Origin of the sequence: Aeromicrobium sp. (genome assembly GCF_036675695.1) — a bacterium.
Classification (GTDB): domain Bacteria; phylum Actinomycetota; class Actinomycetes; order Propionibacteriales; family Nocardioidaceae; genus Aeromicrobium.
This window is the reverse complement of record NZ_JAKFEL010000162.1, coordinates 1-10,790: the sequence shown is the minus strand read 5'-3', so window position 1 is coordinate 10,790 and position 10,790 is coordinate 1. Positions and strand designations below refer to the sequence as shown.

Genomic DNA, 10,790 nt, shown 5'->3' with positions numbered 1-10,790 from the left:
TATGCCTGAAGATGATGCGCCGGGCTGGGAAGCGCCTCACGGCGCGTGGCCGCTCGAAGCGGCTGATTTTAGGTCCCGGGGCTACCACAGCCCGACGCGTAGACAAGCCTAACTGACGAGCCCCCGACCTCAACTGCAATCAGTGAAGGCGTGCCGCGCGTTCGAGCTCAGCGCAGCGCCTCAGGTGCATGGCAGTGTCGACCAACTTGGCCGCGCTGTGCGGATCGCCGGACTCTAGCTGCCCTCGTCCGACACCGACGATGTGCGCAAACGCCGCGGCACGATCGAGCGTCACATCGAAGTCTTCGCCGACGACACCGCGAATCACCGTGTCGACCAAGGCCATGACTTCGTCTGGGCCCGGAGGATCGACGACACCGGCGAGTACTTCGTGTACGGGCGCGTAGGCCTTGCCGGCTGCGTATTCGCGCGCGGCCTGCTCGGGCGAGCGGTAGACCCACGTACGGAGCAGGTAGAGGCGCCACAGCGATCCGGCGACGGTGTCGGCAGCAGCGTGTGACCAGAGATCAGCGATGACACCAAGTCCCTCAGCATCGGCCAGATGCAGGACGCGATCAACGAGTCCTTGGTCTTCGTCGTTGCGAGGACCGCGTACGAGGAGGTTGGCGATGCGGTGGCCGGCGGCGGCCATCTCAGCCGGATCGGAGACGTCATCGGCCTGCGACTCGAACAGCTCGGCGCCGGGCAGCGCAGGCTTCTTGAACCTCTCAGTCATGCAGACCCCCGCGTTTCATGCGACCACCGTAACCGGCGACCACCAATTCAGGGGGTCATGGCTCTCGCGGCTTCGGGCAAACCCCACCTTCAAGACGGAAGGTCTGTGGGTGCCTCGTCCGGGGCGTCGAGTGCCTCGGTCAACAGCTCTGCGATCAGCCCAATCTGCCACGGTCGAGCGCCTTGTGAGGCGAGGGAATCGGAGACCGTGGCAACTGTGAGCTCGGCCGGCGGTTCCCAGGCGAGATTGCGTACGAGCTGAGGGCTGATCAGGTTCTCAGGCGGCAGGTTGTGCTTCTCCGCAATTGAGGTGACGACCTCGCGGGTACGGCCAAGGCGTAGGGCCGCGACGGGGTTCTTGTCGGCCCAGGCGCGTGGCGGTGGGGGACCGTCCACCTTCTGGCCGGTCGTTGGAAGCAGCTTCTCGTCGAGCGCGAGCCCGCGCTCGACGGCGTCGAACCACTCGCTGACGAATCGACGTGGTCCACGGTTCTTCATGACCTTCATCGACTTCAGCGAGTTGAGGTCCTGCGGTGCGGTGACGGCGATCTCGATGATCGATGAGTCGGGGAGGATGCGCCCGGGCGTGATGTCGCGGTCGGTCGCGATGGCGTCCCGCGTCTCCCAGATCTCGCGTACGACGGCCAACGCGCGACGCCCTCGTGCCTTGTGGATGCTCGACGTACGGCGCCAGGGCTCCTTGCGCTCCGGCGGTCCTTGGAACCTCAGGAGCGCATCGAACTCTTCGGCAGCCCACTCTCGCTTGCCCGCTGCGACGAGGTCGGCGTCGATCAGGTTGCGCAACTCGACAAGCACTTCGACATCGAGCGCGGCGTAGACGAGCCATGGGTCCGGCAGGGGACGGGTCGACCAGTCAGCGGCCGAGAACTCCTTGGCGAGGCTGAGGCCGAGATAGTGCTCGACGAGCGCCGCGAGTCCTACACGAGGGAGGTTGAGCAGGCGGCCGGCCAGCTCTGTGTCGAACAGCGACTCGGGGTAGAGGCCGACCTCGGCAAGGCACATGAGGTCCTGCGTTGCGGCATGCAGGATCCATTCGTTGCCGTCGAAGGCGGTGTCGAGAGTGACGAGGTTGTCGAACGCGATCGGATCGATCAGATGCGTGCCCGAGCCTTCGCGCCTCACCTGGACGAGATAGGCGCGTTGCGAGTAGCGGTATCCCGAGGCGCGCTCAGCGTCGAGGGCGATCGGTCCGGTGCCGGCCGCAATGCGTTCGCAGGTCTCTGCCAGGGCCGGCGGCGTGTCGACGACGGGGGTGAGTGGTTCGCGAAGCTGGAGACGGGGAGCCTCGGGCTCCACAGGTTCGGCGAGCTCCGCGGGCTCTCTCCCCCGACGTCCGCCAGCTTCGGCGTCGATGGTGTTGCCATCGGTGGCCGTGGGGGGACCCCCATGTTCGGGTTCTTCTGCCACCGTCAACGAACGCCACGCTTGCGCTGGAGTCGGATCACACCTGGTGCGAGCGGAGGCAGACCGGCGATGGCGCACAGCAGATCGGTCCAGGCGCTCGCATGGGTGGCCATCGTGGACTTGGCATCCATGATCGGCGTCCACGATGCGCGTACCTCGATCTGCGCGCTGGAGCCGTCGGCATCCATCTCTCCGAAACCTTCGGATCGTACGACGGTGACGCTGCCGCTCGCGGCCGTGTGGTGGCTGCCCTGCGCCTCGAGCGACTCGGTCAGCCAGCTCCACCCGACGCTCGCGAGCATCGGGTCAGCAGCCATGTCAGCCTCGACCTCAGCACGGGCAAACGTGACGCAACGGAACGTACCGCCCCATGCGTCATTGCCCGCCGGATCGTGCAACAGGATGAAGCGTCCGGTGGCCAGCTCTTCCTCGCCGACGAGCACGTCGCCGCTGATGGCGAACGAGTGCGGGGCGATGCGTTGGGGCGCGGGCATCTCGTCGACCACGACCTCAGGTCGCAGCGACGCGTGCCGTACCTGCTCGACCGCAGCCGTGAACTGTGCGGGGGTGCGGTCTATTTCACTTCGGGCTCCCACACTGTGATCGTAGGCGCGATCGGGTCAGCGCGGGATCCCGACACTCCGCTCAGCTGAGACTGCCCCCTGAGACAATGAGCGGGTGACCGCAACTTTGACTGACAGCGCCTTCCTCCAAGCGTGCCGTGGCGAGCAGCCCTCGCACACGCCCGTGTGGTTCATGAGGCAGGCCGGCCGGTCGTTGCCGGAGTACCTCAAGCTGCGTGAAGGCGTCGCGATGCTCGACTCGTGCTTCCAGACCGACATGGTCGTCGAGATCACGATGCAGCCCGTACGCCGCTATGGCGTCGACGCGGCGATCTTCTTCTCCGACATCGTGGTGCCGCTCAAGGCGATCGGTGTCGACCTCGACATTGTGCCGGGCACTGGACCAGTCATCGCTGATCCGATTCGTTCGCACGCTCAGCTCGACCAGTTCCGCGATCTCGAAGCCGACGACGTCACCACGATCACCGATGCCGTGAAGGCGCTGGTCGGTGAGCTCGGCTCGACGCCGCTGATCGGCTTCGCCGGTGCACCGTTCACGCTCGCGTCGTACCTGGTCGAAGGCGGTCCGTCGAAGGACCACCGCAAGACCAAGAAGCTGATGTACTCCGATCCCGACTTGTGGCACGCGCTGCTGGCACGCATCTCGGTGATCGCCGGCCAGTTCCTGCGCCTTCAGGTCGAGGCGGGTGCTTCGGCGATTCAGCTGTTCGACTCCTGGGCCGGCAACCTCTCGCTCGCTGACTATGAGCAGTACGTACGCCCGCACTCCGAGGCTGTGCTGGCCTCGGTGGCTGATCTTGGTGTTCCCCGCATCCATTTCGGCGTGGGCACCGGCGAGCTGCTGCACTCGATGGGCCAGGCAGGTGCCGATGTGGTTGGCGTCGACTGGCGAGTTCCGCTCGACGAAGCCGTACGCCGTGTGGGTCCGGGCAAGGCCGTCCAGGGCAACCTCGACCCGACGCTGCTTTTCGCGCCCACCGAGCTGGTGCATGCCAAGGCTGCCGAGATCATCGACGCCGGTCGGACCGCCGAGGGCCACGTGTTCAACCTCGGCCACGGCGTTCTCCCGGCAACCGATCCAGACTCACTGGCTCGGCTCGTCGACTTCGTCCACGGCTACGAATCCAACTGACGATGCGCGTCGCAGTCGTCGGCGGTGGAATGGCGGGGCTTGCTGCTGCCCGCCAACTTGCGGACGACGGCGCTGATGTCCTCCTGTTCGAAGGCTCCAGCCGTTTGGGCGGCAAGCTCATGCTGGGCGATGTCGGCGGCCTGACGCTCGACCTCGGTGCCGAGTCGATCCTGGCTCGGCGACCCGAAGGGCTCGATCTGATGCACGCCGTCGGGCTCGACGATCGCGTGGTCAACCCGCGCACGATCGATGCGGCGATCTGGACCCACGGCTCGCTGCGCGCGATGCCACCAACCGTGATGGGCATCCCGATCTCGGCTGAGGTCAACGGCATCGCTGAAATCACGCCCCATGTCGTCGACGTTCCGGACGGCGATGTGTCGGTCGCGGAGTTCGTCAGCGCGCGACTGGGCGCCGATGTCGTCGACAGGCTCGTTGAACCGCTCCTCGGCGGGGTGTACGCCGGGCACGCCGATCAGCTCTCGCTCCGGGCGACGGCACCGCAGATCGCGGCACTCGGCAGTGATCTCCTCGCTGGAGCAACGAAAGCCAGGGCAGAAGCCACCGCCTCAGGTCCTGTGTTCGCCGGGCTCGTTGGGGGAGTCGGGCAGCTGCCCGAGGCAGTCGCCGCGGGTATCGACGTACGCCTCGACGCGACCGTCCGCGAGATCGCCCGTACGGCTGACGGCTGGCGACTCTCGGTCGGACCAACCACGGACGTCGACGCGATCGATGTCGACGCGGTCGTGGTCGCTGCCCCCGCACCTGCGGCCGCGCGCTTGCTGGCCGAGGTCGCTCCCGATGCCGCATTCGCGCTGGCCGCGATCGACTACGCCAGCGTCGCGCTCGTGACCTACGTCTTCGACGACGGGCCCACGTTCGAGGGCTCTGGCTTCCTGGTTCCGCCTGTCGACGGCACGTTCATCAAGGCCGCGACCATCTCGTCGAACAAGTGGGGATGGGTTGCCGACACCGGCCGTTCGGTCATACGTGCCTCCGTCGGCCGTGCGGGCGAGGCGACTCTGTTGCAGAGCGACGACGCAGACCTCACCGCTCGTGCGCTGGCAGACCTTCGCACAGCATTTGGCGGCTTGCCCGACCCGCTCGACTCACACGTCCAGCGCTGGGGTGGCGGCCTGCCGCAGTATGCCGTCGGCCACCTCGACCGGGTTGACACGATCGAGCGCGACATGGCGACAGTGCCCGGAGTCGAGGTCTGCGGTGCTGCCTATCGCGGTGTCGGCATCCCTGCTGTGATTGCGTCAGGACAGGCTGCCGCGCGCCGGCTGCTCGGTGGGACAATAGATACATGAGTGAGATCGCGAACAAAGGCAAGCTGGCCAAGGAGATCAACGAGACGATCCGCTACACGATGTGGTCGGTGTTCAAGCTCGAGCACGTGCTCGGCGAAACCAACCGCCAGGCCGAGGCTGCCGAAGTCGAGGCATTGATCGCCAAGTTGGCAGCCGACGATGTCGTGGTCCGCGGAACGTACGACGTCAGTGGTCTCCGCGCCGACGCAGACCTGATGATCTGGTGGCATGCGCCGACCAGCGAAGCGCTGCAGGCGGCATACAACTCGTTCCGTCGCACCGCGCTCGGCTCTCGTATGGCCCCGGTCTGGTCGCAGCTTGCATTGCACCGTCCCGCAGAGTTCAACCGCTCACACATCCCGGCGTTCATGGCCGAAGAGGAGACGCATCCGTTCGTCTGCGTCTACCCGTTCGTGCGCTCGTACGACTGGTATCTCCTTCCCGACCAGGAACGTCGCGACATCCTCAAGGAGCACGGCATGGCCGCGCGGGACTATCCCGACGTGCGCGCCAACACCGTCGCCTCGTTCGCGCTCGGCGACTACGAGTGGATCCTGGCATTCGAGGCCGATGAGCTGCACCGCATCGTCGACCTCATGCGTGAGCTGCGTGCCACAGAAGCGCGACGCCACGTACGCGAAGAGATCCCGTTCTACACCGGCCAGGCGCACACCGTCAGCGAGCTCACCACCCTCTGGCCCTAGTCCCAGCCGGCGCAACCGAGGGGTGACGAGGGCTCGCTCCCGAAGGTCTCTTCATCTTCTTGCGCGGTCTCGTCGCCGCGACAGAACATGACCGACGACGGAAGCGTGATGCTCTTGGACATCCCGCGGATCTTGTAGTCGACGATGAAGTGCTCCGCCGCCATCGGGAAATCAGAGGGTTTGGCCTTCTTGTCGACTCTCATCTCGACGGCGAGGAAGCGTACGTCCCACTGCGATGGGGCGCAGCGTGTCCGGAGATTCCGACCGAGATTCGAGTTGATCTTGTGTTCGTCGACCAAGAACGAGTCCAGGGTGCCTTTCGCGAGCTCTTGAGGCGATGTGTCCGCAGGGCCGAGGTCGAAGTCGACGATCCGGATGCTTCCGTATGTTCGCCCGATACGGACGCCCGTGATGGTCGCGTCTGTGTTGCCCTCTATGCACAAGGACCCGACGTCGGCGGTGTACGTCGCTCCTGAGACGACCTTCTGAAACCTTGTGGAGCTCGTCCCTGTCTGGGTGTCGAGGTGCGTCCGGAAGCCGTTGGCCCACACGGCGGCCGACGTCAAGGCGATGCCAGCGATCAGACCGATGGCGACGAGCAGAAGGCGTGAGCGCATTCGCACACGCTAGGGGACTGGGATGGCTCGAGCAGCGAAACGTCGAAACGGGTTAGGTCAGGCCTGGGCGACGCAGAATTGGTTGCCATCGGGGTCGGTGAAGACGTTCCAGTGGAACCCCTGCATCTCGTGCTCCTGCACGAGTCCGGCTCCTGCGGCCAACAGCCGCTTCGTATCGCCCTCGAGGTCGGCGGTGCTGAGGTCAAGATGCAGGCGATTCTTGCCCGACGCGGTCTCGTCGACCTTTTGGAATGACACCTTCTGGGGGATCCCGGGCAGGCCTACGATGATGTACCAGCCACCCATCTCAGCCTCAATCTCACCGCCGAGCTGTTCGGCCCACCACTGGGCAAGCGGCATCGGATCCGTGCTGTCGACCGTGACCATGTGCAACGAGAGCGTCATGGCACGACGTTAGCCGTTCTTGGGCTCCAGGCTCAGGGCGATGCCGTTGATGCAGAAGCGCTCATCGGTCGGGGTGCCGAAGCCCTCACCCTTGAACACATGGCCCAGGTGCGAGCCGCAACGGGCGCAACGCACCTCGGTCCGGACGCCACCGAACATCGAGCGGTCTTCGATGTACTCGACGCGGTCTTCGGCAAGCGGCTCGTAGAACGCCGGCCAGCCGCAGTGGGCATCAAACTTCGTCTCGCTGCGGAACAGCTCAGCCCCACAGGCGCGACACGCGTAGACGCCCACCGTGGGATCGGTCTCGTACGAGGAGCTGAACGGACGCTCTGTACCGGCCTTGCGGAGCACGTCGTACTCGGCCGGACTCAGCTCGGCCTTCCACTCGTCCTCGGTCTTCTCAACGTCGTAAGCCATGTCTCAAGCGTACGCACGCGCCCTAGCGCTGGGCATCAAATGGCACGTGCTCCAGCAGGTGGATGCTGGGTACATCGAGCTTGCGCTGGGCGCGCGAGGTCCAGTCGATCTGGAGGAACTCCTTCACGATGTGCGGCTCGGTCAGGATGATGACCTCGTTGGAGCCGGTGTCCTTGACCATCGCGATCAGGGCGTCGATCGGGTCCCCTTCGGTCAGCAAGGACGTGACCTCGGCACCGCGAGCTGTGATGAGCGCCGCGCTGGCGTCGAGCTCTGACTGGCCGGCCTTCACAATCTCGTTCTGCACGTCCTCGAGGACGTCAGGCTCGGTCAGGGGGATCTGCCCCCCGAGCGTGCCCATCGATGCCGTCAGCAAAGCGGCGGAGGGCTGCACAGGAAGCAGCAGGTGATAGCGGACAGTGTCTTCGAGTCCTTCGTGCAGGGCGATGATCTGATCCGCGTCGAGTTCGTTGAGCTGTCGTTCGATCAGCAGTGCGACGTCATACATGCGTGGCCTCTCGGTGGATGTCCGTACTCTCAGACTACGACCGCAACCAACGTGTGAGGAGTACTCCGTCGGCGTCGAGTACGTGCGAGCGCCGCATGTGGTGTGTGACAGCCTCGGGCCCGTGGGCGATGCGAGGTGCAGAGCCAGCCGCAAGGACAGGTGCAATCGTGAGGCACAGGTCGTCGACGAGGTCCTGCGCGACGAGAGTTCCGTGCAATGTCGGCCCGCCTTCACACAGCACACGGGTCAGCCCGCGCGAGGCGAGCTCGGCGAGGACGGCGGACCAGTCGATGACACCCTCGCCGAACGCCAACACGTCCATGTCCTCCCGAAGTGCGTCGAGACCAGGAGCGTCGGTCGTGGTGATCAGCAATTGATCACGGAGCTCATCAGGGATGTCGAGCCGTCGGCTGACCACGGCGATCGGTGGCACGGGGGCGAGCCCTAGACGTGCACGGAGGTCTGCGTCGACTTCCTCGGTGCCGACGGGTCGGTAGCCCTCGGTACGTGCCGTCCCGGCACCGACGATGATCACGTCGGCAAGCGACCTCAGCAGCGAAAAGACACGCGTATCCACCTCGCCACCGAGTGAGCCGGACTTGCCGCTCTCGTCGTACGCCGCACCGTCCAGAGTCGAGACGAAGTTGGTACGTATCCAGGGCTTGCCACCCTCGGGATAGGCGTACAGCCGCTCGAGCTCAGCCTGCTCCGGAATCATTCATGCATCGTATGTGCCGGTCCGGCATACTCCCGAGCATGGCCACGACCTTGGGCGAGCAACTCGCCGTCTCTGGCAAGATCAAGCTCGCCGACTACGACTCCCGCGCAACGACAGGTTTCGATGGCGCCAAGGATGACTCTGCGAAGTCGATGACCCTGCTCGGTGAGGAGCTCAGCGACCAGCAAGAGCGCCTGTTCGCCAACGGACAGGCGAAGACCGGCGACACCAAGGTGCTGCTGCTCCTGCAGGGCATGGACACCTCGGGCAAAGGCGGGATCATCCGTTACGCCGCCGGGCTCGTCGACCCACAGGGTCTGTCGATCTACTCGTTCAAGAAGCCGACCCCGGAAGAGCTCGAGCACGACTTCCTCTGGCGCATCGACAAGCACCTCCCAGCCGCCGGCAAGATCGGTGTCTTCGACCGTTCACAGTACGAGGATGTGCTGATCGGACGAGTGCGCCAACTCGCCGAGCCCGCTGAGATCGAGCGCCGCTACGACGCGATCAACGACTTCGAGAAGGCGTTCACCGACTCTGGGGGAGTGCTCATCAAGTGCTTCCTGCACATCACGACCGACGACCAGAAGGAGCGCCTGGCGGCCCGGCTCGACGATCCGACGAAGCACTGGAAGTACAACCCGGGCGACATCGACGAGCGGATGCTCTGGGACGACTACCAGCGCGCATACGAGATCGCGATCGAGCGGTGCTCTACCGAATGGGCGCCCTGGCACCTGATCCCGAGCGGACGCAAGTGGTACCGCAACTGGGCCGTCGCTGCTCTCCTCGCCGAGAAGCTGCGAGGACTCAACTTGGAGTGGCCACCCGCCGACTTCGACGTGGAGACCGAGAAGGCCCGCCTCACGAACACGTAGGAACTTGGGGGTCCCCCCACGCGAAGAGCCCCCAACGGGCGCGTCCATCGAGAAGGCCCCCCACGCGAAGCGCGTAGGGGGCCGTGCTCGTCGTGTGAATCAGGCGAACAGTGCGTCCAGCGGTACTAGCTCGACGGCACCGACGGCGTAGCGAGCCAGGATGACCCGGGCTACTTCGACGTCTGCACCAAGCGGCTCGGCGACTGCAACGGCTCCCGCCTCGAGAGCAAGCTCGGCGACGCGGTCGGGCAGGACGCCCGGTGCGAGGAAGAGCGTGCCCACCGCGATGTGACGACGACCGTCGGCACGGTGCTGGCGTACGGCTTCACCGGCCGCCGGCGGAACGCTCGACGCGAACGCCGCGATCGTCGGCAGCTTGTGGTGAGCACCCCACGCACGGGCAGCCCGCGAGATCGCCGCGTTGGCGATCGGGTCGGACGAGCCGGCCCCGGCCAGGACGAGAGCGTCGAGCTCACGTACCCGGTTCTTGGACAGTGCCTCACGCAGACGCTTGTCGAGAACGTTGAAGAAAGCGGATTCCATACCGAGCACCCGGGTCGCGTGGACCTGGATTCCGTCGTGACGCTTGACCGCGGCCTCGATCACAGCGGGTACGTCGACCCGTGCGTGGTAGGCCTCGCTCAGCAGCAGCGGGACGACGACGATCTCCTGGTGCCCTTCGGCGACCAGACGGTCAACGGCCTCGTCGAAGCTGGGCTCTGCGAGGTCGAGGAACGCAGGCTCCACCCGGAGGTCGGGACGCATGCATGCGACCAGCTCCGTGAGGGCGTTGATGGTTGCGGCAGAACGCGGGTCACGGCTGCCATGCGCAAGAGCAATAAGTGCTGGTGCGGTCATGATGTGTGCCTCCTTCCGGGTGATGCGATGGTTGTAGTGGGTCCTGCGGGTGTTGTGGGATTTGCGAGCTGGCCGATGAAGTTGAGCTTGAATGCCCTCAGACAGGAGCGACATTCCCACTCGCCGTGCTGTTCGCCGTGGGGACGTAGGTCCTCGTCGGCGCAGTACGGGCAGTGAAATGGCACGGCGCGGGCGGTCAACGGAGGACCTCCTCGTCAACACGGGCGACCCAGCGAGCGAACGACTCGGAGTCGTCGCGCTGCTCGAGGTACGTGCGCGACAGCTTCTCGACGTACTCGGGGAGGTGGTCGGCGGTGACCTTGTGTGCGCGGAGCTTGCGACCGAAGCCGGCCTCGAGTCCGAGTGCGCCACCGAGGTGAACCTGGAATCCCTCGACCTGCTCGCCGTGCTCGTCCATGACGAGCATGCCCTTGAGGCCGATGTCGGCCGTCTGGATGCGTGCGCAGGAGTTGGGGCAGCCGTTGACGTTGAC

General features: G+C 65.5%; 13 protein-coding genes and 1 pseudogene. 4 read left to right on the top strand and 10 right to left on the bottom strand.

What is annotated here, in order from left to right; genetic code table 11:
• Positions 1–139: 139 nt before the first annotated feature.
• The 3 genes from V6M39_RS10600 to V6M39_RS10590 all read right to left on the bottom strand — a co-directional run bounded on the left by V6M39_RS10600 (position 140) and on the right by V6M39_RS10590 (position 2,756).
• Complete coding sequence (locus V6M39_RS10600) at positions 140–736, bottom strand: hypothetical protein (protein WP_332643787.1); 597 nt, start codon at positions 734–736, stop codon at positions 140–142.
• An 89-nt stretch (positions 737–825) separates the two neighbouring features.
• Positions 826–2,163: an HRDC domain-containing protein gene (locus V6M39_RS10595; protein ID WP_332643786.1), complete on the bottom strand. Its 1,338-nt coding sequence runs from the start codon at positions 2,161–2,163 to the stop codon at positions 826–828.
• A gap of 2 nt (positions 2,164–2,165) precedes the next feature.
• The gene (locus V6M39_RS10590) at positions 2,166–2,756 is read right to left on the bottom strand and encodes a DUF3000 domain-containing protein (RefSeq protein WP_332643785.1); all 591 of its coding nucleotides are present in this window, start codon (positions 2,754–2,756) and stop codon (positions 2,166–2,168) included.
• Positions 2,757–2,838: 82 nt separating this feature from the next.
• Here V6M39_RS10590 and hemE point away from each other — a divergent pair, with 82 nt between their 5' ends.
• The 3 genes from hemE to hemQ are packed head-to-tail and all read left to right on the top strand — an operon-like array spanning position 2,839 to position 5,893.
• A complete protein-coding gene (gene hemE, locus V6M39_RS10585; RefSeq protein WP_332643784.1) occupies positions 2,839–3,876 on the top strand; it encodes a uroporphyrinogen decarboxylase in 1,038 nt (345 codons plus the stop codon).
• 2 nt (positions 3,877–3,878) lie between these two features.
• Positions 3,879–5,189, top strand: coding sequence for a protoporphyrinogen oxidase (gene hemG, locus V6M39_RS10580; RefSeq protein WP_332643783.1), 1,311 nt, complete (start codon positions 3,879–3,881; stop codon positions 5,187–5,189).
• Entirely contained in the window at positions 5,186–5,893 is a 708-nt protein-coding gene (hemQ, locus tag V6M39_RS10575) for a hydrogen peroxide-dependent heme synthase (RefSeq protein WP_332643782.1), read from the top strand. Before hemG ends, hemQ begins: the two co-directional genes overlap by 4 nt.
• Here hemQ and V6M39_RS10570 read toward each other — a convergent pair.
• The 5 genes from V6M39_RS10570 to V6M39_RS10550 are packed head-to-tail and all read right to left on the bottom strand — an operon-like array spanning position 5,890 to position 8,561.
• On the bottom strand, positions 5,890–6,510 hold the full coding sequence (locus V6M39_RS10570; protein WP_332643781.1) for a hypothetical protein: 621 nt from the start codon (positions 6,508–6,510) through the stop codon (positions 5,890–5,892). The two genes, hemQ and V6M39_RS10570, sit on opposite strands and share 4 nt — an antisense overlap.
• Before the next feature lie 57 nt (positions 6,511–6,567).
• On the bottom strand, positions 6,568–6,915 hold the full coding sequence (locus V6M39_RS10565) for a VOC family protein (RefSeq protein ID WP_332643780.1): 348 nt from the start codon (positions 6,913–6,915) through the stop codon (positions 6,568–6,570).
• A 9-nt stretch (positions 6,916–6,924) separates the two neighbouring features.
• Positions 6,925–7,335, bottom strand: a complete 411-nt coding sequence (gene msrB, locus V6M39_RS10560) for a peptide-methionine (R)-S-oxide reductase MsrB (protein ID WP_332643779.1) — start codon at positions 7,333–7,335, stop codon at positions 6,925–6,927.
• A 22-nt stretch (positions 7,336–7,357) separates the two neighbouring features.
• Complete coding sequence (locus tag V6M39_RS10555) at positions 7,358–7,843, bottom strand: hypothetical protein (RefSeq protein ID WP_332643778.1); 486 nt, start codon at positions 7,841–7,843, stop codon at positions 7,358–7,360.
• A gap of 34 nt (positions 7,844–7,877) precedes the next feature.
• Complete coding sequence (locus V6M39_RS10550; RefSeq protein ID WP_332643777.1) at positions 7,878–8,561, bottom strand: pyrimidine reductase family protein; 684 nt, start codon at positions 8,559–8,561, stop codon at positions 7,878–7,880.
• Positions 8,562–8,599: 38 nt separating this feature from the next.
• Between V6M39_RS10550 and V6M39_RS10545 the strand changes: the two genes are divergently transcribed.
• Positions 8,600–9,439, top strand: coding sequence for a PPK2 family polyphosphate kinase (locus V6M39_RS10545; RefSeq protein ID WP_332643776.1), 840 nt, complete (start codon positions 8,600–8,602; stop codon positions 9,437–9,439).
• 99 nt (positions 9,440–9,538) lie between these two features.
• Here V6M39_RS10545 and V6M39_RS10540 read toward each other — a convergent pair whose 3' ends face one another.
• Together V6M39_RS10540 and V6M39_RS10535 are read right to left on the bottom strand one after the other, a co-directional pair.
• Positions 9,539–10,297 carry a sirohydrochlorin chelatase gene (locus V6M39_RS10540; protein WP_332643775.1) on the bottom strand — a complete coding sequence of 253 codons (759 nt, stop codon included), beginning with the start codon at positions 10,295–10,297 and terminating at the stop codon, positions 9,539–9,541.
• A 196-nt stretch (positions 10,298–10,493) separates the two neighbouring features.
• Positions 10,494–10,790 (bottom strand): annotated as a pseudogene (locus V6M39_RS10535) (nitrite/sulfite reductase); the annotation flags it as partial.

What these genes read in the sequence shown, in the direction of transcription:
- V6M39_RS10600 (WP_332643787.1), bottom strand. Translation starts at nt 736, where the DNA reads ATGACTGAGAGGTTCAAGAAGCCTGCGCTGCCCGGCGCCGAGCTGTTC.
- hemG (WP_332643783.1), top strand. Translation starts at nt 3,879, where the DNA reads ATGCGCGTCGCAGTCGTCGGCGGTGGAATGGCGGGGCTTGCTGCTGCC.
- hemQ (WP_332643782.1), top strand. Translation starts at nt 5,186, where the DNA reads ATGAGTGAGATCGCGAACAAAGGCAAGCTGGCCAAGGAGATCAACGAG.
- V6M39_RS10570 (WP_332643781.1), bottom strand. Translation starts at nt 6,510, where the DNA reads ATGCGCTCACGCCTTCTGCTCGTCGCCATCGGTCTGATCGCTGGCATC.
- V6M39_RS10565 (WP_332643780.1), bottom strand. Translation starts at nt 6,915, where the DNA reads ATGACGCTCTCGTTGCACATGGTCACGGTCGACAGCACGGATCCGATG.
- msrB (WP_332643779.1), bottom strand. Translation starts at nt 7,335, where the DNA reads ATGGCTTACGACGTTGAGAAGACCGAGGACGAGTGGAAGGCCGAGCTG.
- V6M39_RS10555 (WP_332643778.1), bottom strand. Translation starts at nt 7,843, where the DNA reads ATGTATGACGTCGCACTGCTGATCGAACGACAGCTCAACGAACTCGAC.
- V6M39_RS10550 (WP_332643777.1), bottom strand. Translation starts at nt 8,561, where the DNA reads ATGATTCCGGAGCAGGCTGAGCTCGAGCGGCTGTACGCCTATCCCGAG.
- V6M39_RS10545 (WP_332643776.1), top strand. Translation starts at nt 8,600, where the DNA reads ATGGCCACGACCTTGGGCGAGCAACTCGCCGTCTCTGGCAAGATCAAG.
- V6M39_RS10540 (WP_332643775.1), bottom strand. Translation starts at nt 10,297, where the DNA reads ATGACCGCACCAGCACTTATTGCTCTTGCGCATGGCAGCCGTGACCCG.